Raw genomic sequence first — 22443 nt, forward strand, 5'->3', positions numbered from 1 at the left:
ACAAAGTCACACAAAGCAACCCAATTAAGAGTGGATATGTGTGATTGCTAGCACACAATATTTATAATCAAATATATTTATTTTTTCTTACAAATCATCCTGAATTGAAAAGTTCATAAACAAAAAAAGATGCCAAAGCATCTCTATTTCTTCCTATTCTTCCAACTATCATTCCGCCATTATACCTTATTCTTATAAACATAATCTCGGATAAACAATCCAGTTATACTAGCTACGACTAAACCTATTATCTCATACCATTCCATTCATCAAAAATAGAACAGTAGTTAAAAGTAAAGTAGTGCTAAAAAGTTTCAATCCCGAATTGACAACTTGTAATCCCAAATAGATAACTAGAAAACAAACCTCTTTAAAGTCGTTTTTAAAGAAATTATTTTTTATGCTTTTTTATAATTATTTTAAGAATCATTAAACTAAATTTTCTAAACCGAATTCAGCAAGTTGATCTACTATTGGCAAAGTTTTCAAACCTAATTCAGTTAATCTATATTCTACTTTCGGTGGAATTTGGGGATAAACTTTTTTACTAACTAATTTGTTTTCAACAAGCATATTAAGCTCTTGTATCAGCATTTTTTCACTAATGCCAGTGACAGCCCTTTTCAGTTCACCATATCGCATCACATTTTCATTGATTTGGAATAGTATCATTAGTGTCCATTTGCCACTTAAGAGCGTTAAAGAAGCTCTAACAGGACATCTTTCATCGGATGCTGGATGTATTTTTAATTTTTTTTCCATTGATAACCAGTTATTCTAACTATTTGGTAAGTACCTAACTAATTTGTAGGTACTTGTGCAAAGGTAAGTGAATTGTTATCTTTGCACAAATAACTTTGTAAAAAATAAAACTTATGAGCAAAGCATTAATAATAATAGACATTCAAAATGACTATTTCGAGAATGGAGCAATGGAATTAGTAGGTTCTTTTCCAGCAAGTGAAAATGCCAAACTTGTTTTGTCAAAATTCAGAAATGAAAACCTACCAATCGTTCACATACAGCATCTTTCTGTTGCACCAGGTTCTGTGTTTTTTTTGCCAGAAACCAAAGGGCAAGAAATTCACGAAAATGTAAAACCATTAGATGGAGAAAAAGTAATTACAAAATATTACCCAAACAGTTTTAAAGATACAGATCTTTTAGATTACCTAAAGTCTCAAAACCTTACAGAACTAGTAATTGCAGGTATGATGACACATATGTGTGTTGATGCTACCGTGAGAGCAGCAAAAGACTTTGATTTTGAATGCACTGTAATTGGAGATGCTTGTGCTTCAAGAGATTTAGAAATCAACGGTAGAACGGTAAAAGCTGAAGATGTTCACAACGCATTTTTAAGTGCTTTATCTTTCTTTTATGCTGATGTGAAAAACACGAATGAATTTCTTAATAGTTAATAAAAACAAATAATATGACAGCAATAGAAGTAGTAACGGCTTATTCAATCGCACTTTCACAGGGAGACATTCCTACAGCATTTTCACATTTTAGTCCTGATGCAAAATGGCATCAACCAGGAAATCATCAATTTGCTGGAACAAAAATAGGGCTTGAAGCCATTGGCAAAATGCTTGGCGATATGATGGGTGCAACCCAAGGTTCATTAGTTATTAAACCTGCTGGAGCAATGATGGTTAATGGAAATTTAGTTTCATTTCCTGTGCATTTTAATGGCAAAATTGGAGAAAAAACTGTAGATATGAACAGCAACGATTTGTTTGAAGTTGTGGATGGAAAAATTGTTCAAGTTTGGTTATTTTCAGAAGACCAAGATGTCGAAGATGAGTTTTGGAATTAAATCTTAATCAAAAGCTTTAAAGTCAAGAGAGATTATTCTGTTAAGGGTAGTCTCTCTTTGCTTACTTCTAAAAAGTTTATATGAGTATGATAAATCATACCAACACTCCCAAAAAAACAGGTAGATATGTATGACAATCATCATCTTATATTTTAATGCAATGTAGAAAATATATAACTGATTAACATTCAAAAAAGCAAAACTCTTCCTATCACAAATTTACATGAGGGATAGCGGCGAAACCCACAAAAAAAGATGCCAAAGCATCTCTATTTCTTCCTATTCTTCCAACTATCATTCCGCCATTATATTTATTCTTATAAGTATAGTCTCGGATAAACAATCCAAATTATACTAACTACGACTAAACCTATTATCTAGCACTAAACTGTCCGCCACCACTGAACTTGATACGAAGCACAGCTTTATTTAACCACTGAACCCGCTTTTTTTGCAAAACGCCTGTTAGCACCAGTTTTTATTGTCCGCATAGTATTGGCCATCCTGTTTCTACTCTTAAATGTTGTTCTAAAAATGTTCTATAAACTTTACTGTCCACATAATTATTTATGTTAGATAATACTAAATATTTAAAAGTCCAATTAAATTCTCTAAGTCGTTCAAGTTCAAATAGAGCCAAGCAACCTGTTCCTCTTGAACCTGAAAAATGTTCGGATAAACGCTGTCGTAAGTTAGAATGGTGTCCATTGTAAACACAATATAATTCGTTACCATTTTGATTAATGGTAAACTTACTTGGGATAAGGTCAGAGGCATTGACTTTATTCATTAAATTATAGTGCATTATGTCATTACGATGTCCAAATTGTCTGAGTGTTTCTTTTGGCGTGTTTGTTGAAATTGAATACAGTCCTGGCTGTCTTGGAACTGTAGTTTTGCAGTCGTTTAAAGTATCAAATGTTAGGTCTATTGAAACCCAATGATGATTTAGTATTTCATTTACAGTTAAGTTCATTCTAATCTTTTCTTGATAATGAAAACGGTCGTAACATCTTTCTATAAGCCTGTCTTACGTCATTTAGCCCAATACCTAATTCTTTGATGTCTTCTTGTTCATAGTTGTCAGGATTGACCCAATATTCGGATGTATGGTCGCATATATTTGATAAATTTTCATCAAAATGTCTCATTGGAATTGCAGCGGCAGACCAGTATTTTGCCAATAAAGCTTCTCTTTCCAAATTTTTTGGGCTTCCTTTGTCCAAGTCTCGGTAGTATAAAGTTTCATCAAGTGCGTTTGAAATTGCTCTTAAAGCACTGTCTTTTAACTCACGTCTGTCTTTTGAGAGTGTTGCAATTGGCCCAAGTATTTTTGTCAGTCCGTCTAGTATTTCTTTTATCATATTGGTCGTCTTTAAAATTCGTGCTGTTATGCACAGTACTTCATTGTTTTAAGTCGATTTTTAATTTTTCAATTTCTTTTAAAATGTCTGACTGGAATAAATTATTTCCAATTCCTAATGAATAAATATTGTCACAAATCTTAACAAGTCTTCCGAGCAAAGATTTCTCAGCAGGAGACCAAGTCTCACCAATTTTTATCTCATCATTTTTGTCGGTTGATGCAAAATAGTATGTTACTCCGTCAAGTCCCATTAAATCATCTTCTGGCTTCTTTGTCTGTTCTTCTAATAGTTTGAATAAGTCAACAATTTTAAGATACAAGTCGCTGGTTAATTCCGTCTTGTTTGAGATTAGTTTAACTTTTTTTTTGTTTTTTGAATACCAATAACTTTCCGATAGTCTATTGCTTACTATATAATTTTTACCTTCTATTTTCTCTACAGAAAAAGAGTATTCATTAGAGAAAGATGGCATTGATGTGTATCTCGCTATAGGTTTTTCAGAATATCCTTTATACAACAATGGGAAAACATTGTCGTAATATTCTTTTAGAACTCCTTCGTATTTTTTAAAGTCCTTTGCAGGTTCCAAATGTTGTTTTTGTCCGAAACATAAAAATGTCGTCAAAACAAAAGTTAATATTAAAATCGTCTGTTTCATTGTCGTTCTAGTATTGTGCATAACTTGTATATAGACGAGACAAACCTTCGCATATACCTCCAAATATATCTAGATTGGCGAAGGTTTGTTTCGCTTTATTATTGTTATCAAATATATTTATTTTTTCTTACAAATCATCAAACAAGCCTTTTATTAATTGCATCTTTTCATACTAATACAACGACTTATACATCTGTTCTACAACATTTAGTAAAATACAATGAACAAAATGATATATAATCATTCTGCTTTTTTATGCTCCATTTTCTCATCCACTAAGCACATTTATTTCTCCCACACAATTCCACTACCTATAAAAGAGCTTTGTTGGATGTTCTGGTAAAGCGTATTGAAAAAATCGCCTAGCAACATCCAATAATGATATTTTTCAATACCCTTGCCGTGGCTTTCTAATTTCGCTGTATTATATGTCGGTTTAAGCTTTCGTAGGAATTTCTATTTCCTTATAATTTCTTTCTTCTTTTTACAGAAAATTAAACAATTCCCACATAAATCTTTACGTTATTATGAGGAAATTATCTCGTAATCCATTTTCTACATTTGTGTCAGTATAGATAAGCAGGCTTAAAAAGTCAATCTTTTGAAATAATTTCAAATGGAATAAGATTATTATCCTGCCTACTAATTTTCAAATGTTTGAAAATCTATGAAATGTTCATTTGAACAATAAAACAAATACATAATTCATTATGAAAACAACTTATCTATACGTCCGAGTAAGTACGGATGAGCAAAAGAGAAAGGGATACTCTTTACCAGAACAAGAAGATCGGTTATTAAAATATTGTAAGGAAAACAATATAGAAGTCAAGGGCATTTATAGGGAAGACTTCTCTGCAAAGAACTTCAACCGACCTGAATGGAAAAAGTTAATGGAAGCTATCAAAAGTAACTCATCAAAGAACGATAAGAGTATATTATTCATTAAATGGGATCGATTTAGCAGGAATATCGAATATGCCTATGAGATGATAGGTATGCTCAGGAAATACAGGACAACAGCAATGGCCATTGATCAACCCATAGATTTTTCTGTACCGGAAAGCACGGTAATGCTTGCCGTTTATCTTTCAATACCTGAAGCGGAAAACAATAGAAGAGCGTTGAACACGGCAAATGGGATCCGCCGTGCAAAACAGATGGGCAGATATCCCAATAGAGCTCCTCTGGGTTTTATTAATCTGACAACAGTGGACGGCAAAAAAATCATTGCGCCCAAGCAACCCGAGGCGGGTATTATAAGACGAGTTTTCAATTTGTTGGCTAAAAACACCTATACGATTGAGGAAATCCGACAGATAGCGTATGATATGGGACTGAAGTGTTCCCGGTCACATTTTTTCAGAATTATACGGAATTCTATCTACTGTGGTCTTATACCCATAAAATTAAACTCTGAAGAACAAGAAATGATAAAAGGAACCCATGAACCATTGATATCAGAAGCATTGTTTTACGAGGTTCAGGGCGTCATTACAGCAAAAAGAAAGATTACCTCCAAAAAAGACCACCTGAAAGCTACTTTTTTTCTTAGAGGTCTTTTAGTGTGCCCTATTTGTGACCGAAGACTTAGTGGAAGCTTTTCTAAGGGAACAACAAAAAGATACCCCTACTACCATTGCCTAGGTAGATGCAAAACAAGAATCAACGCACTTTTTCTTAATGATTGTTACCAGCGTAAACTTCAGCAACTGGTAATTTCAAACGGAGCGGTTGATCTATTCAAACTTATTTTAGAAAACTGTAATACAAACACACACAAAACAGAGTATTTTCAAAATCGAGGTCAGACGGTTAGAAAGCTAAATGAGCAGGAATTAATTCTTTCCAAGGCTCGAAAGTTATTTGTAGCTGACATACTAAAATTAGATGATTATGGCGAATTAAAAAGAGAATGCCATGTCAATTCCAAACATTTGAAAAGGGAGTTACGTAATATTAATAGTAAGTTAAAAGATATTGAGGAAAAATGTCAGTTAGGGATCAGGTCGTTTGTGAATATTTTTCAAGGATTCCCAAATTTGGATCCGGCAGATAAAAAGTATCTTGTCAATCTGATTCCGCCGCATAGAGTTGATTTCAATACAGGGGATATTTCTTTGAATCTGGATGGTGCACTATCAAAAATATTAGTAATGAAAGGACAACCAAAAAATTAATAGATATGGGTTTCACGGATAAAAAAGTTTCAATTAAGAAGGCAATTATTGCATTAGCAAAAAATGATATTGAGATAAATGATACTGAAGCGGCTGTTATACTAGACTTCCTTTATTTCATGTCAAAAAATTACAATAAACCTAAAGACGGAAAAGAAGTCGAAACCTTAAAGAGAAATCGAACTTCGAAAAAAATGCCGAAAAAAGTACCAAAACAAGGAATTTAGGTAGTTTTATATACTATCTAAAGATTTTGGTTGGTAAAAAAATCGAACTACAAATGACCAAACAAAACTGTTTGGTTTACAGGACTTTATTGGCATAAAAAAAGGAGACAACTGTTAAACAGTGTCTCCTTAAGTGACTTCACTGTACAATTGTCGAACCATTTTTTAGAGGATTTAGGGAATCTAGCTCTAAGATAATTTTTATTCAAATTCGCAAAAAATGGATAGTTTTACTAAAGCAATTGATTGCGTCAACGCAATCAAATTGACTTAGATTTCTTAAAGTGTAGACAGATTATATTTAAATATTACTGCATCATCAATCTTATGAATAATACCAGCTAAATATTCTATTTTGTCCAAAACTTCCTCTATTGACATTTGATGTTCGGTTCCATAAGAGTATCCTACTGGAAAGTATTTAAGAAACTTGTCATCTACGATTCCATTTCTGTGAGAGTATAAATGTCTTATTTGTAAAATTCTTTCTATATCATCTTGGACAGATTTGTTAATTGCATTCAAATCTTTAATCTGTTTGTTATCAGCTATAAAACCCTTTACACTACCTTTTTGCAACTTCCCTATTTTCTGCTTAGCCCAAAACGTAATAAAATCCTGTATGTCCGAACAATTTAAGACATCTTCAACCTTCACCATTTGTTCAGATTTTAAAGTATCAGGTTTAGCCAAATAAATTTCAAAAAGAATGTCTGATAAATAAGTTTCAAAGTTATCTACTACAGAAGAAAATAAGATTCTAGATAAAACTTTCCCTTCTTTAATTGTTGTAAATTTACTAGGATTCTCAGGATATAGCAAAGGCTTAAGATTATCAATCATCTTCAAAACACTTTGATAATGTTCCAAAAGTCTTAACTTGGAACCAGTTGTACTACTTTTTAAGGACTCTAAAATTGCGTTGATTGCTGAAATTTTATCATATCCTCCAGCTTGGAATATATTATTAGTTGGATTTGTTTGAACAACCTTATCACCGCGTCTTTCAAATATTTTTCCTTCAAGGGAAATTACAACAGGAGACTTTTCAACCCTTATCGCAAATAGCTTTTTACTATTGTATTCCACATATCCATAATCTGCTACTGGTCTAGGTGATAATAAATCTATTGCTTTATGAGTAATTGAAGTGGCTCTAAAATCCTCACTTAAACCTGAAGCCTTAAGTCCTCCGATTTCAGAAACCCCCAAAATTAGTAATCCACCATTCGTATTTGCAAAAGAGCAAATTATTTGTGCAATGGATTTAGAGGGTGGTAATACTGCTTTATACTCTAGTATTTCGCTTTCAGGTTGTAATATAATTGATGATACTTGTTCTTGTAATTCCATGGATTAATTCATATTTATTGGGATTCGATTGATACCCGTACTTTTAAGGATTCTTCCTAATGTAAGAATATGTGGTTCATCAACGCCATTGTCAACCCAAAGTTCGGAATTGTCACTATCTAAGGTGTCCTTTTCAGAAGAATAATAAACAATAACTTCACCATTATCAGATGGCCTAGTTACAATTTGAATTGGAACACCATTTTTTATAATCCCAGCCAAAGTTGTATGGGCTGTTTCTTCCAAGTCTGTACAATCATAATCTGGATGATTCTCTAGTAACTTAATTATATTCTGTTTTGTTCTCTCGATAAGTCCTTGTGCATAAATAAACATGTCAATCGTGTGAGTAGATGTATGATAAAATCTACTAGAAATAGTTGGGTCTTTAAATGCTTCTTCTAATTGTTCTGGAGAAGAAATCCCTAAGCTAACCAGAATTTCACGAGTGATATCAATCTTCTCATCTTCATTTTCTTGAAAATCATTACTATTGTTAGTAAGTTTCGATAACTGAATACGCAAATCCTCCATGTTTTCAATTCCATGTTCTTCTAATAGTTGATCGAGTTCTGTTGCTTTCTTCATGTTTAAAGAAATATCATCATCTTCCAAAAAAAGAAATCTCCGTTCAAACAAGTCGGAAAAAAGAGTATTAGATTTTTCTTTGTTTTCATTCATCCATACATATAGCTTTTTTAAGGTCTCTTTATGTTCCTTTCTTTTATCAATATCTCTCAATATGGGTTTCACAAAAGCAGAAATCTTTTCTGCAACATTTTCAATAGTATACGTTCTGTTTTCAGGTAATTTGAGAAATATAGATTTATCCAAAAACTCATCCCTAAAATCATAACCCAGTTCTTCAGATATATCTTTCAATATTTCATCAATATTTCCATCATCTAAAAACAAATGTTCTTTTGAGCAAAAATGTCCATTTTGATTAGGTAAAATGGGATATTTTTCTCTATTAATATTGTTTTCAAATTTCTCTTTAAGTAAAAATAAAATTAAAGAATCTAACCATATTAGGAAATCGCCCTTATCTTTAAAGGTTAATTCTTCTACGGCCTTTTCAATATTTTTATAATTAGCAATTTTTGAAACAATGTAGAAAAGTGATTTTTTATCAGATTCCTCCCATAATTTGTCATCGGGATAAATTATTTTCCTTTTTTTTGAAAAATCATCAGGATAAACTCTTCTAGAAAATTCAAAAATGGATAATCGTTTTTCCGTTATATTTGTATCCGGAAATAAAGATGCTAAATAATCACAAGAATCAGATATATTATCATTATTCCCTTCCTTAATAATACTGTTTATCTCCGATATAATATCGTCTTGTTTTTTTATATGATACTCAATGCCACTACCTGTAAATATTCTTTTATGAATTAAATATTCTCTAGGGTTTTGGCTTATAAAAGAACATACATTTTTTACCTCTTCATCAATATTCTTATCAACATATAATTTGGTCTTCTTTTGAAAATCACCTAATTGATTGGGTATTACAGCAAATTCATCTGTTGCTATTTCCTTAACATGGTTTTTTTCTACATTCAATAAATTATAATAATCATTCAAGAAGGTTATTGCTTTTTCTTCTTCTTTTTCAAGTTGTTCCGAAAGATTACTTAAACTTCCAATTTTTTCTATTTCTTGTGATAAGTTAGAGATTGAAAAACTATAACAATCACTCCAAATAATCTCATCCCACTCCTCTATATGATTCATTGGAACTGACTGAGGATATAATTTTTTAAGTAATTTCCATAATTTCTTCCTGACAATTCTATTACTTGCATGTGGAAAATATACCTGATTCTCTCCATTTTCATTCCACATAGAAATTCTATTATCCTCTGTGATATCAACAATGTTAATATAGAGAAGCTTCTTTCTTAAATCTTCAACTACATTTCTACAAAACCAATTATTGTCAATCCAAGAATGCTGTTTTGGATTTTTTATTCTCGCCAAATTATATAAATCACCCCAATTTGTATTTTGTTCAATATAGGACAACAGTACTTTGTATAGTTCTACAGCTTGTAGAACCAATTTACAGTTCAATTTTGAAAACTCATTGTCATCATCATCAATAAGACTTACCCCATCTCTTGGTTCAGTTGGCTCAAACAATGAGCTATTAATTATAAAAGGTAAATGTAAATCTTCAGTTCCAATCATTGGGAAATCTAAATGAAGTCTAGGAATTGACCCATCCAACTGCTGAACGGAATAATTGTTGCTCTCTTCATTATATAATATAGGAAGTATTATTTGTACACTTGTATTCCGAGTAGAGACATAATAATTTTCTGTTTCTTCTCCGTTTACTAACAGATTAAAAATCAATATCTCACTTCCTAAATAGGACTTAGTGTCAGTTTGTTTGATACTATATATAACTTCGTCAACTAAATCTTCACAAAGAGTTACAGAACTTATATCAGAAACATTAATTAAAGTATACGCTATCCCTTTTCTGACCTCCTCAAATGCTATTGCTGCCAATGATTTTTTTTTGTCAGATAAAGGATAGATAAAAGAAGTTCGTAGAATTTCGTTATCCAGTCGAATACTTGAACTATTCGTAATACTTGTGTCAGCTTCTTCGAAAGCTTCATTGATACCATCAATTATCTCTTTTTCACCTTTCCCACTTCGATTTAACCAAAAAGAAAATGGCTTTAAAGATAGATCGTCACTTTTGTAATGACTAATTACTTTAACTTTTTCAGAAAGCAGATGTGTGGTCATAAACCCAGTACCAAAACGTCCAGTTACTTTGTGAGACTTACCAAGATCATCAGCTTCTCTATTTTTATCACTGGATGAATATTTTCTTATCAAACCTCGGATATGTTCATTTGTGAAATACCCTTTATTGTGGGAAAACGCAAATTCATTCTCCGTTAGACTTATATTAATATTCACTCTTTCTCCTTCTTTATTGCTAAGACTAACATTGTCTTTAGCATTTTGAATGAGTTCCCAAACTAACCTTCTTGCAGTAAATTCAGCATCAATTTTTTGCCGAATATTCATTAGCTTTTCGAGAATCGACTTAGCAGTAATTTTATTTAATTCATCTCTTTCAAATTGAGTAAAAATTCCTTTTGTTGTGTTCATACAAAATGGGATAATAAATTCTTTTTGGATTTTGACATTCTTTTACTTCTCTTCTTCATAATAAATTTCATAATACTTCCGACCATCTTGTTTTACGGTTTTTCATTAAGTTTCTTATTGCCATGAATGCAGATATCGAAATTTCTATCAAGTTTTACTACACTTTTGAAAATCCTAGACTGCTTTTCAGTAACTTCAAATGTTAACTCTATAAAAATAATATTTTTTTGTAAAAAATATCTCATTATTTTGTATATTTTCTTTTAACGTGATCTATCTTGTCTTTAACAACCAAAAATAGACTTAGAATATTATTCTATACAATATTAATGAAAGTACAAACTATTTAGTATCTTATTCAAAAGTGGAAAGCAGGATTTAGTAGTCCTGCATTTTTTCATCCACAAAGCACATTTATTTCTCCCACGCAAATCCCACCGCACATAAAAGAGCATTATTGGATGTTCTAGTAAAGCGTATTGAAAAAATCGCTTAGCTTCACCCTGCATGATATTTTTCAACACCCTTTTAGTGGCTTTCTAAGCCACCATACTTACACATCACATAAACAATAAATAGTTATTTTAAAATGCCACATAAAGAATAGCTTCCAGATTATTACATAGTTACGTTATTAAAGAGTTTTATGTAATAACTATTAAAACTTGCCTTAAAAACCCAAGCAGGTTTCTTAATTTACAGTATGCCACCTTTTTATGGCCCTTAACTGTATTAACAGAGGTGGACAGTTTTTTAGCAATCTCATCATTTGTATAGTCCTTGATGCTAAGTCTAATAACCTGTGCCGCTTTGTCTGGCAGTGTCTTGATAGCGTTTTCTATGATGACTGTTGTTTCCACAACTACTGCCCCGTACATAAGGAATTCTTCCGTTTCATAGGTTTCTATATTTTGCTCCCAATACCGCTCTGTAAACAAGTGCCGTTTGCTTTTTAGATGGTTGAAACATTTATTCCTCACGGCTTTATAAAAATATTCAGTGGTATGGTCATCATCTTGAAAAGCAGTCTTGTCTTCCCATACCTTTATAAAAATCTCCTGAACGAGGTCTTTTGATATCTCCAAATCATTAAGGTACTTATATGCGAATACGCATAGCTGTGGGTACAGACTCTTAGAAAATTTGTTGTAGTCCTTAAGTGTTGGTTCTTTTTTTCCTTCCCTTATGGTTTTATTGGAATGGAGTTAGTCAAAATAAAAATAGTCTTGATTGGGACAAAGCATCTCAACTATATGTTTTTCGTCTTTTTTAAGACTATACATCTTCCCGTCCAATGGCCACAACTTCATCTGCTTCGATGCACTTTTTTATGTTCTTGGTCAGTGTAACAACGGGTATCAATTCCCTGTTGTTAAAATATGCAGCTGGAAGCGATTTAAAGAATCTGTCAAATTCTTTTCTTGATAAAAGATGTGTTCCTGTGCCATAGACCAGATCGGTACTTATAATGCCTATTACCTTAAGCGCAGTGGCGCAGTGTTCTTTAACAGCATTGCTGAGGTCGGATCTGTCCAACAATAGTGCCAATGAGGTAATAATATCGTGCTGTGACAGTATAAAGGAATGGGGCTCTATAGGTTCCTTGTTTTTTTCCATAGAAATTAGCTTTAAGGTTAATATATACTCATTTTATAGTGTGCCGTAAAGTTGAAGTTGCGTAAAAAATAAGGTTAACACCCCATTCAACCCTTTATGTGCGAAAACAAAAAAGACGTGGAACTCAACTTAAACGTTTCAAAGGTACTGGTTACCCAACACACGAATAAGTGAGCCCACGCCCATTGAGAGACGAGAGAGTATCTTACTTATCCACTCGTTCCTTTAAATTACCAGTTTTCTGAAACGAGATTCTAAGCAATTGCTTCTAATATTTTTATTTGAAGAATTGCAAATATATATTTTTTCTGAAGCCAATATAAGAAAAGTCCAAATCATTCGCTAACGCAAACAGTATTTTTTTGATAATTCCATTGATTTGGCATTATTATTAAATATGGCAAAGGATAAAAAAAATAAGAATGAGTTAAACAAGGCTAATGTCTTAGTCAATAAATATTTATGTAATTTTATTTCTGATAAATTCTTGCATACTTACCATGATCAATATGGTGCTGAAATTTCACAAAATAAGTACGCTAGTTCTTGTGGGCTATCTTCTTCAACGCTCACCAAATTGAAAAATCCAGAGGGTTATGAAATCCCTTTGTCAACTATATATAACATATGTAGATATGAAAAATATTCTTTGAAAGACCTTTTTACAGAATTTGAGGAGAAATATGGAACGAATATCCCACTATAAGTAAATTTACTTAAAGGTTATGACCAAAACTAGAGCAAGAGCGATGAATTCAGTTTGGAAATATTAAAATGGACTCTTAGTTTTGTGCAAAGGTTACCATGTAACTCCAAATATGTAACTTCATCTATAGAGATAGACTCCTCCCATTCCATCAGGTCTTCCAAAATGGTCTCCAGACCGTAACATCTAAACACCATAAAATCATGACAATCAGATGCCATAAGAGCTTGCTTGGATTCCATGTACAATGCCATGGCAATACTATTGGTAGATAGTATATATTCAGGCTCTGTAGTGTTCATAGTATTAAGTTTATATATAAACTTAATAAAACTTGAAATCTTTTTCAAATAAAACTCCGGATATTACACAATACTTTTAAATTTTAATCCTTTCACAGATTTTTTATATCCAATCTGATCATCATTAATGTTTTCGTCTTGAAATACCAATGATGATGAACTTTTCATTTCAAATCTTAGTCCATAATTAATATTATTATCTTGTTTTTATTCCTCTCTTTTTTCATCCCAAAGCACATTTATTTCTCCCATGGAAATTCCATCGCTCATAAAAGAGCTTTGCCTGGATGTTCTGGTAAAGCGTATTGAAAAAAATGCTTTGCATAATCCTTTTCCATATTTTTTCCAATACCCTTTCAGTGGCTTTCTTAGCCACCATAATTACACACCACATAAACACTAGGTGTTAAAAATTCTACAACATATTGGCAAGCTTTCTAATTACTCAGATATGCTGCTGAATAGTTTAGGATACCATATAAATTCTATTTAATTTTACTTTAAAACAAACCGAAAGAATCGCTCCAAAATCGCCATTGATAAACCATGTTGAAGCAGGTTCGTGTAATAGTTCTTTGCATATCCTTTCCTCAGTTGTCATAATTACTGGCTTATTTTTTTATCCAATCATGATTGTATGCTTTAAATATGTCTCGTTTTATATAGCCATAAATTTAATTTCATAAGGCAATATGGTTAGTTCGGTATTATATTCCAGATATGCCATTAACAAAAGTATCCACAAAATCTAAAATTTTATTCAATATTCGGTCGCCCACTTCTTTAGATTTTAGAACACTAGGTCTTCCTTCTATACGAAGGTCTAAAATTTCTTTTCTTAAGGGTTCTCTTTCTGTAAAAAGATAATTTTCTATCAATTTTTCAGTTTTTTCATCAGAAAGATTTTCTGTTTTTACCAAATCTTGAAGTGCTTTTTCTTGTTCTTCATTCCAGAATTTTTCAAATACCTCGGGGATTATATCGGTATCGTCAATGTAAGGTAAACTTTCTTGAATAAATTTTTCAATCAGTTCTCTTTTACTTCTTAATGACACTTCGGTATTTAATAAGTTTGAAATCTCTTTTTCAATACTTTCCTTATCTTTTGAACTGTGTTTTAATTTAAACTTAATCAATAATTGAATAATGTAGGTAACGTTGATTGTATCACGTCTAATCAACTCCAATTCAAAATCAATATCATTTAAGATAGATGTTTTTTCTATTGTCGTGCTATTGCTAAGTTTATCCTTCAAATCCAAATACTTACTTGTGTAATCAGCAAATAACTGTTCCTCAATTTGCAAATCATCCCAAGTAAACTCGGAGTAATGGCTCATTTTTTTGTGCAGGCGTATAAGTGCTCTGAATATCAAAATAAACTCTAACTTATCTTCTTCAGTATATAGATTATCTACAGAGCTACTCTGGGGAACAATTTCTAGTAATTTTTCGATTACTTCATTGAATTTTTCGGTATAGACTTCATAAGGTTCAACGATAATTTCATCAATTGCATCTTTATTACTAAATAGTGCAATTGCTTCATCTGTTTTATCTTTCAAATTTCGAAAACATACAATATTACCCTGTGTCTTGTTTTTGTCTAAAGTGCGATTAGTACGGCTAAAAGCTTGAATAAGTCCATGGTATTGAAGGTTTTTATCAACATACAATGTATTCAGATTTTTACTGTCATAACCCGTTAAAAACATATTAGCGATTAATAAAATATCTGTTTCATGTTTAGGATGTTTAGATTTTCTGGCAACAGCATTATAATAATTGTAAAAGCCTTCACTATCCTTAATATTTTCTGCCATTCCAAAAAGTTCGTTGAAATCTTGCACATACGTTTCCAACAATTCTCTACGGTGCGGTTTGAAGACATATTCTATTTGTGGCTCGGCAGCCAAATTCAGTTGACTAGCCAATTGATCCTCAATCTCTTCCTCGTTTTGAGCATAACTGAAAATAGTGGCTATTTTTAAATTATGTTCACCATTCAGTTTCTTACGTTTAAAAATTTCATAGTACTCAATAATGGCATCAATATCTTGAACACACATCATTGCACAGAATTTTTTGGATTGTGTTTTCTGATCGTGGTGTTGAATGATGTAATCAACTATTGCTCCTTTACGTTCGGGAGCTTCAAAAACCTCAGCTTCATTGATTTTTTCAACCTTCAAGTCAATGATATTATCCTTTTTCTTGAAAGTTTGAATATATTCAATCGAGAATCTCAAAACATTTTCATCTCTAATAGCATCTGTAATTACATATTTATGGAGGCATTTACCGAATAAACTGGCTGTGGTTTTTTCTCCATTTGCATTCTCTGCCAAAATAGGCGTCCCTGTAAAACCAAACAATTGAATATTATGAAAATAACCCACGATGTTTTGATGTGTATCTCCAAATTGTGAACGGTGACATTCATCAAAAATAAATACCATTCTTTCGTTTTGAAGGGCTTTCATTTTACCTAAATTACGGCCGGAAATTGCATTATTCAGCTTCTGAATAGTTGTAACAATAATTTTTACATTCGGATCATTGAATTTTCTAATAAGGTCATCTGTGTTTGTTGCTGAACTTACTGATCCTTTGCTAAAGCTATCGTATTCCTTATTGGTTTGATAATCTAAATCCTTTCTATCTACTACAAAAACTACTTTTTTGATAGCAGCAATTTTTGATAGAATCTGGCTGGCTTTGAAACTTGTTAAAGTTTTTCCACTTCCTGTGGTATGCCAGATATATCCGTTTTTCGCTACATTATAGCCATTTAATATTTCGTTTTCGGTTACTTTTTTTATAATACTTTCCACAGCATAATATTGATAGGGACGAAGCACCATTAACCGCTTATCTGTTTCATTAAGAACAATATATTTACATATCATTTTACTGATATGACACGGTTCTAAGAAAGTATCAGTAAAACCATTCAGAATATTATTAAGAGGATTATTGTTCTCGTCTGTCCAATGGAAGGTTTGCAGGTATTCCTGTTTATGGATACCGAAGTTGCTGAAATACTTGGTATTTACGCCATTACTAATAATAAACAATTGTACAAAATGAAACAACCCTTTTCCTGCTCCAAAACTATGCTTCTGATAGCGGTTGATTTGATTGAAAGCTTCTTTCATTTCCAGCCCCCTACGCTTTAGTTCTATCTGAACTAATGGTAGTCCATTAATTAGCAAGGTAACATCATAACGATTTTCGTATTTTCCTTCCTGTGTAATCTGATTGGTAACCTGATATTCATTTTGACACCAATGTTCTACGTTCAAAAATTCAAAATATAGATTATCTCCATTATCTCTTAAGATATGATGCTTCGTTTCACGTAATATTTTGGCTTTTTCAAAAACAGAACCTTTATTCAGTATATTTAATACTTTTTCAAATTCACTGTCGCTAAATTGTATATTATTGTGTTTTTCTAATTGCGTTTTCAGATTTGCAAGTAAAGCTTTTTCATCAGCAATGGTAATGTATTTATGACCCAATTTTTGTAATTGGACTATTAGTTGTTGTTCTAAGATTTGTTCTGACTGCTTGCTCAAAATGATTATGAATTAGGAGTTATTGTGTTGGCTTTAAGTATGTACAAATTTAACAAAATAAAGGGTTTTCTTTCACTTCTCCTAATTCATAATCTAAAGTTTATCTCAAAGCTTTAAACATTTGCTCAATCGCCTTCTTCTTCTGCTCCATGTTGGGATGGACATAGAGATTTAAGGTTGTGCTGATATTGGAATGTCCCAAAAGGACACTAACAGTTTTGTAATCGCAATTACTTTCAATACATCTGGTGGCAAAACTGTGTCTAAGTCCATGAAACTTTAGATCTGGCATTTTTAACTCTTTCATTAGGTTTTTATAATAGCTGCGATAGGTTCTGGGTTCAGTAGGCTTGATATCATTAGTTAATACAAAGAACGCCGGATTAACAATTTTTTTAAATGGTTTGAGTATTCTTAATAAATCTTTGCTTATTGGAATTTCTCGAATGGAATTTTTTGTTTTTGGTGTATCTAAAATAAGTTCCGTTTTTCTACTTCCATCCTCTATAACATAAATGCGTTGGATTGTTCTGTTAACGCTGATAATACCATTTTCTGTATCAACATCTTCCCAAGTAAGGGCACAGACTTCTCCAATGCGCATACCCGAGCTTAGGCAAATATAAACGCCTAAATTTCGAAATGTAAAATGCTCTTGTATATAATTCATGATTTTTTTCTGATCCGAACGGTTTAAAACCTCTATCGTATATTTCTCTCGTTCTGTTGGAAATTGGATGTCAAATGGATTATAATTCATCCATTTATGTTTAGCTCCATATTTGAGAATCATTTTCAGAACAATTAGAATATCCTTTATTGTTTTTTGGCTCAAACCTGATTCCAATTTCTGGAATACAAAAGCCTGTACCTCTCCTTCCTCAATCGAATATTTATCACCAAATATGGGTAATAGATGATTTTCAATTAAAAGTGTATAAGCAGAAAAACTTGATTTCTTCACATACTGTTTTTTGTTTGTTTTCCATAGGTCAATTACCTCTGAAATTTGTTTTTGATCATTCATTATTATTTAATTTTTGTGAACTCCAAAGGAAAGAAATAAAGAATTGAAGATTTTATTATCACTAAGGTTCCTAATTTGAGATTTCCTGAGTTTACTGAAGAATGGGAAACTAAGAAGTTAGGAGAAGTTGTGAATTTTAAAGTAACTAATTCCTTTTCGAGGGATAATTTGAATTATGAAAATGGTACTGTAAAAAACATCCATTATGGTGATATTCATACCAAGTTTCAAACTTTGTTTGATATTTCAAAAGAAACAGTGCCATTTATAAATGAGGAAATGAATGTGGGAAGAATTTCGGATGAAAATTATTGCAGAGAAGGAGATATTATATTTGCAGATGCTTCCGAAGATTTGAATGATGTGGGTAAAAGTATAGAAGTTATAAATGTCAATGGTGAGAAATTATTATCAGGATTGCATACTTTATTAGCAAGACCAAAAGTAAATATTTTTCATTTGGGCTTTAATGGATATTTATTCAAATCCAACCAAGTAAGAACACAGATTCAAAAAGAATCTCAGGGGTCAAAAGTTCTAAGTATCAATGTTGGACGGATTTCAAAAATTGAATTATCGTTTCCTGCTGTGCAAGAACAAGAAAGAATTACTGCTTTATTGAGCTTGTTGGATGAACGTATCCAAACCCAAAACAAAATACTATTAAATCATAAATCCTTAATTAAAAATCTCAGAGATATGCTTTTTAAGCATAAAATTAGATTTAAAGATGATAATGGGAGTGAATTTCCTGACTGGGTGAGTTGTAAGCTCAAAGACGTTACACATAGAATCGTTCAGAAAAATTCAGAAAAAAACACAAACGTTTTAACAATATCAGCTCAATATGGTTTAATAAGTCAACTTGAATTTTTTAACAAATCTGTTTCGGCAAAAGATGTTTCAGGTTATTATCTTTTAAGTAAGGGTGACTTTGCTTATAATAAAAGTTATTCAAATGGGTATCCAATGGGAGCGATAAAGAGATTAATAAAATATGACAAAGGAATTGTCTCTACATTATATATTTGCTTTCGATGTAATGAAAATGTTAACAAAGATTACATGGAACATTATTTTGAATCACAAATTCAAAACATTGAAATAGAAAAAGTTGCACAAGAGGGAGCACGGAACCACGGACTTTTAAATGTTGGTATTACTGATTTTTTTGATATTAATGTAAATATTCCTTCTATCATGGAACAAGAAAAAATAGGTACTTTCCTTTCCGTAATTAATCGAAAAATAGAAACTGAAAATGAGATTTTAGAACAACTTGAAAATCAGAAACAATACCTATTGCGGCAAATGTTTGTTTAATCTATTGTATTGTTAAGAACAAGTTTTATAATAACACTGTAGCAATGCAATCTTAAAATTTTAATTAACATTTTTCGTATTTAAAATTATTACAAAGTCAAATAAACAAATTTTGCAGTAAAAACTTTTTCTGCTCTTCTAATTTTTGCCGCAAGCGTGATTCTATATCTATTTTGGAATCTATGGATGAAAGAAAATCAGCGATTTTGATTTGCTCCTTTAAACAAGGAATTTTAATCGAGTATTTTGAGATTTGTGGAACAGTTAGTTGAGGTACTCCAGTACTTTCAATAACAAAATTAATGTCATTTATAGCTTCTTCTAAATATTTAGAACTAATTTCACTTTTGGGAACAATTACTATAAGTCTCACAATAGCATTAAATTCTTCGTGCCTTACATTTGCAACTCCTAAATTTCCCCTTCCACTTACAGTAACGCTGTTTTTAGGGTATTGTGCTGTACTTGCATAGCCATATAATCCCAGTCCGGCCCCATTCGCATAAATCGGATGACAGTATTTATATGTCTTTTCTTTTTGATAATCCAACTTCTCCAAATCACCACCTACATAAAACCTTCCGATCTCATTCAATTTTTTCTTGCTCCACTCAGAAAACTCACTCCCATTATCATCTTTAAAACGTAATTGTTGAGAAAATATTTTTTTAATTAGTGTTTGTTTTAACAATTTTAAACCCTCAATTATTTTGTTTTGGGTTTGGATACGGTTATCTAATAGTTCTAAAAAGTTTGCTATCTTACTTTGTTCTTGAGAATTGGGATAATGTATCCTAATGTTTCCTAAATCTGATGAATTAATTGCAGGATAACTTGTACCAGTACATCTTTCAATAACTTTATCAACAAACTTTTGGTTATGCAGATACTGAAAAACAAACTGAGAATTATGTAATGTTCTAATTTGTGCATATCCTGTAGAGGCTACATAATCTCCTTCTTTATCAAAAAACAAATTGTTCTTTTGATAAGGTCTTACCATCTGGAATAATATATCTCCTTTTGTTAATCCTCTCTGGGCTCTGCTTGGGGCTTCATCTTTTAAAATTCTTTCTTCTTTTAACAAACATCCGTTAACTACACTTTCCAAATCAATATAGACAAATGAAATAGGCAAGTTTTCATTTTTAGGATTTATAATAGTAATCTCACCCAACTTCTTAGTTTCCCATTCTTCAGTAAACCCTGGAAATCTCAAATTAGGAACGTTACCTACTTTTAATTTTTTATTCGCCATCTTGACAATTCAATTTTCGTTAGTAAAAACATTAAGGATATAAAAAATTTAAAAAACAAGTCCTAATTCCTTGAAATATACATCAATTTCCTTGTCCAACTCAGCACGCTTGGCTTCCAAAGATTTGATTTCCTGCATTACTGAATGTATATCGATTTCTTCTTCTGGTTCAAAAGTATCTACATAACGAGGAATATTTAAATTATAATCGTTTTCAGCAACTTCTTTTAAAGAAGCTAAATGACTGTATTTTTCAATCACCGTTCTATTACGATAGGTTTCTACAATCTTAGTGATGTGATTGTCTCGCAACATATTTTGGTTCTTTACCTTTTCAAACTCTTTGCTGGCATCAATAAATAAAATATGGTCTGGATCTTCCTTACATTTTTTAAACACTAAAATACATGTCGGAATACTGGTTCCATAGAAAATGTTGGCAGGCAAACCAATTACTGCATCTAAGTAATTCTTTTGTTCAATAAGGTATTTACGAATATGTAATTCTGCTGCACCACGGAACAATACGCCGTGTGGCAATACAATCGCCATGGTACCGTTTTCCGCTAAATGATAAATCATATGTTGCACAAAAGCGAAATCTGCTTTACTAGCTGGAGCCAACTTTCCATATTGACTGAAACGGTCATCATTCAGAAATAGAGGATTAGCACTCCAATTGGCTGAAAAAGGAGGGTTTGCTACTATAGCCTCAAAAGGCATATCATTCAGATGCTGCGGGTGTTCTAAAGTATCTTCTTGCTTAATATTGAATTTCAGATAATGTACTCCGTGAAGGATCATATTCATTCGAGCAAGATTGTATGTGGTACGGTTCATCTCTTGTCCGTAAAAATTATTGACATCTTTTACCTCACGTGCAACACGCAATAATAACGATCCCGAGCCACAGGTTGGATCATATACCGATTTTAATCTATTCTTCCCTGTCGTAACAATTTTTGCAAGAATTTTGGAAACTTCTTGAGGTGTATAGAACTCTCCTGCCTTTTTACCGGCTCCACTTGCAAACTGACCAATAAGATACTCATAGGCGTCACCTAATACATCTAGTTCAGAATTCTCCAACTTAAAATCTATTTCATCAAGATGTACTAGAACTTTCACTATTATTGCATTTCTTGCTTCTGCAGTTCGTCCTAAATTATTACTATTTAAGTCCATATCTGAAAAAAGATCTTCAAAATCTTCCTCACTTTGAGTTCCCATTGTACTCAACTGAATATTGGTCAGGATTTTTTGTAAATCTTCTAGAATGAAATTATTACTACCGCTGTTTCCTCTTTTTGCAATTTCACTAAAAAGTTCAGATGGTTTTAAAAAGTAGCCCAAATTTTCTAGAGCTTCGTCTCTAATAGCTTCAATATATTCTTGACCTATTTTTGTGTTTTCTTCAATATTCCTGAACTGAATGTTATCTTGTTCTAAAATTAAGTCAGCAAAAATTTCCATTTTTTCAGCCAAATATTTATAGAATATGAAACCTAGTATATAATCCCGGAACTCATCCGCATTCATCTTTCCTCGTAAAGTATTCGCTATATTCCAAAGCTGTTGCTCCAATATTTTTTTCTGTTCTTCTGACATTTGAAATAATCGTTATTAGATTAGGGATTAATTATCCTTAAGAGGGCACTAATATAATAAACTTTTGTACCGTATGGGTTATGTTTGTAACGAAAAACCAAATAGAATGTAATATAATTCTTTCTCGTTTGAATTTCTATACTGTCAACTTAATACAGTTGCAACTTGAGGTACACATTTAAGGTTAAAATTATTGAGATGACTATTTTTCATCCACAAAGCACATTTATTTTACCCACGCAAATCCCACCGCACATAAAAGAGCTTTGT

The 22443-nt window shown here is 31.8% G+C and carries 20 protein-coding genes; 6 read left to right on the forward strand and 14 right to left on the reverse strand.

The genetic code is table 11. The features are described from left to right. Positions 1 to 429: 429 nt before the first annotated feature. Positions 430 to 762: a winged helix-turn-helix transcriptional regulator gene (locus CJ739_RS02980; RefSeq protein ID WP_117172567.1), complete on the reverse strand. Its 333-nt coding sequence runs from the start codon at positions 760 to 762 to the stop codon at positions 430 to 432. 113 nt (positions 763 to 875) lie between these two features. Between CJ739_RS02980 and CJ739_RS02985 the strand changes: the two genes are divergently transcribed. Continuing rightward, positions 876 to 1421: a cysteine hydrolase family protein gene (locus tag CJ739_RS02985; protein ID WP_117172568.1), complete on the forward strand. Its 546-nt coding sequence runs from the start codon at positions 876 to 878 to the stop codon at positions 1419 to 1421. Positions 1422 to 1435: 14 nt separating this feature from the next. Beyond that, positions 1436 to 1822 carry a nuclear transport factor 2 family protein gene (locus CJ739_RS02990; RefSeq protein ID WP_117172569.1) on the forward strand — a complete coding sequence of 129 codons (387 nt, stop codon included), beginning with the start codon at positions 1436 to 1438 and terminating at the stop codon, positions 1820 to 1822. 478 nt (positions 1823 to 2300) lie between these two features. Here the strand turns inward: CJ739_RS02990 and CJ739_RS02995 are convergent, their stop codons facing one another. Genes CJ739_RS02995 through CJ739_RS03005 form a run of 3 tightly spaced genes read right to left on the reverse strand, consistent with a single transcriptional unit; the run spans position 2301 to position 3847 of the window. Further along, on the reverse strand, positions 2301 to 2798 hold the full coding sequence (locus tag CJ739_RS02995) for a GIY-YIG nuclease family protein (RefSeq protein ID WP_117172570.1): 498 nt from the start codon (positions 2796 to 2798) through the stop codon (positions 2301 to 2303). 1 nt (position 2799) lies between these two features. After that, complete coding sequence (locus CJ739_RS03000; RefSeq protein WP_117172571.1) at positions 2800 to 3186, reverse strand: hypothetical protein; 387 nt, start codon at positions 3184 to 3186, stop codon at positions 2800 to 2802. A gap of 40 nt (positions 3187 to 3226) precedes the next feature. Further along, positions 3227 to 3847 (reverse strand): hypothetical protein, encoded by a 621-nt coding sequence (locus CJ739_RS03005; protein WP_162880112.1) that lies wholly within the window; start codon positions 3845 to 3847, stop codon positions 3227 to 3229. A gap of 710 nt (positions 3848 to 4557) precedes the next feature. On the opposite strand from CJ739_RS03005, the gene CJ739_RS03010 reads away from it, so the two are divergent. Together CJ739_RS03010 and CJ739_RS03015 are read left to right on the forward strand one after the other, a co-directional pair. Then, positions 4558 to 6027, forward strand: a complete 1470-nt coding sequence (locus CJ739_RS03010; protein ID WP_117172573.1) for a recombinase family protein — start codon at positions 4558 to 4560, stop codon at positions 6025 to 6027. A gap of 5 nt (positions 6028 to 6032) precedes the next feature. Beyond that, positions 6033 to 6254, forward strand: a complete 222-nt coding sequence (locus CJ739_RS03015; RefSeq protein WP_117172574.1) for a PTS sugar transporter subunit IIBC — start codon at positions 6033 to 6035, stop codon at positions 6252 to 6254. A 279-nt stretch (positions 6255 to 6533) separates the two neighbouring features. Here CJ739_RS03015 and CJ739_RS03020 read toward each other — a convergent pair whose 3' ends face one another. The 4 genes from CJ739_RS03020 to CJ739_RS03035 form a co-directional block, all read right to left on the reverse strand. Beyond that, positions 6534 to 7607, reverse strand: a complete 1074-nt coding sequence (locus CJ739_RS03020) for an AlbA family DNA-binding domain-containing protein (protein ID WP_117172575.1) — start codon at positions 7605 to 7607, stop codon at positions 6534 to 6536. Positions 7608 to 7610: 3 nt separating this feature from the next. Continuing rightward, positions 7611 to 10751, reverse strand: a complete 3141-nt coding sequence (locus tag CJ739_RS03025; protein WP_117172576.1) for a sacsin N-terminal ATP-binding-like domain-containing protein — start codon at positions 10749 to 10751, stop codon at positions 7611 to 7613. A gap of 644 nt (positions 10752 to 11395) precedes the next feature. Further along, entirely contained in the window at positions 11396 to 11938 is a 543-nt protein-coding gene (locus CJ739_RS03030; protein ID WP_117172577.1) for a sigma-70 family RNA polymerase sigma factor, read from the reverse strand. A gap of 88 nt (positions 11939 to 12026) precedes the next feature. After that, positions 12027 to 12368, reverse strand: a complete 342-nt coding sequence (locus CJ739_RS03035) for a hypothetical protein (RefSeq protein WP_117172578.1) — start codon at positions 12366 to 12368, stop codon at positions 12027 to 12029. Positions 12369 to 12765: 397 nt separating this feature from the next. On the opposite strand from CJ739_RS03035, the gene CJ739_RS03040 reads away from it, so the two are divergent. After that, on the forward strand, positions 12766 to 13074 hold the full coding sequence (locus CJ739_RS03040; protein WP_117172579.1) for a helix-turn-helix domain-containing protein: 309 nt from the start codon (positions 12766 to 12768) through the stop codon (positions 13072 to 13074). Positions 13075 to 13103: 29 nt separating this feature from the next. On the opposite strand, the gene CJ739_RS03045 is transcribed toward CJ739_RS03040, so the two are convergent. The 4 genes from CJ739_RS03045 to CJ739_RS03055 all read right to left on the reverse strand — a co-directional run bounded on the left by CJ739_RS03045 (position 13104) and on the right by CJ739_RS03055 (position 17984). Continuing rightward, entirely contained in the window at positions 13104 to 13376 is a 273-nt protein-coding gene (locus CJ739_RS03045; protein ID WP_117172580.1) for a hypothetical protein, read from the reverse strand. Between the two features lie 466 nt (positions 13377 to 13842). Beyond that, on the reverse strand, positions 13843 to 13977 hold the full coding sequence (locus CJ739_RS20690; protein ID WP_257791454.1) for a hypothetical protein: 135 nt from the start codon (positions 13975 to 13977) through the stop codon (positions 13843 to 13845). Between the two features lie 106 nt (positions 13978 to 14083). Beyond that, entirely contained in the window at positions 14084 to 16957 is a 2874-nt protein-coding gene (locus tag CJ739_RS03050) for a type I restriction endonuclease subunit R (protein WP_117172581.1), read from the reverse strand. Between the two features lie 100 nt (positions 16958 to 17057). Continuing rightward, complete coding sequence (locus tag CJ739_RS03055; protein WP_117172582.1) at positions 17058 to 17984, reverse strand: tyrosine-type recombinase/integrase; 927 nt, start codon at positions 17982 to 17984, stop codon at positions 17058 to 17060. 75 nt (positions 17985 to 18059) lie between these two features. On the opposite strand from CJ739_RS03055, the gene CJ739_RS20440 reads away from it, so the two are divergent. Then, a complete protein-coding gene (locus tag CJ739_RS20440; protein ID WP_117172583.1) occupies positions 18060 to 19307 on the forward strand; it encodes a restriction endonuclease subunit S in 1248 nt (415 codons plus the stop codon). Positions 19308 to 19404: 97 nt separating this feature from the next. Here the strand turns inward: CJ739_RS20440 and CJ739_RS03065 are convergent, their stop codons facing one another. Together CJ739_RS03065 and CJ739_RS03070 are read right to left on the reverse strand one after the other, a co-directional pair. Then, positions 19405 to 20565, reverse strand: coding sequence for a restriction endonuclease subunit S (locus CJ739_RS03065; protein WP_117172584.1), 1161 nt, complete (start codon positions 20563 to 20565; stop codon positions 19405 to 19407). A 48-nt stretch (positions 20566 to 20613) separates the two neighbouring features. Then, the gene (locus CJ739_RS03070) at positions 20614 to 22173 is read right to left on the reverse strand and encodes a type I restriction-modification system subunit M (protein ID WP_117172585.1); all 1560 of its coding nucleotides are present in this window, start codon (positions 22171 to 22173) and stop codon (positions 20614 to 20616) included. Between the last annotated feature and the right edge of the window lie 270 nt (positions 22174 to 22443).

The organism is Mariniflexile sp. TRM1-10 (genome assembly GCF_003425985.1).
Taxonomy (GTDB): domain Bacteria; phylum Bacteroidota; class Bacteroidia; order Flavobacteriales; family Flavobacteriaceae; genus Mariniflexile.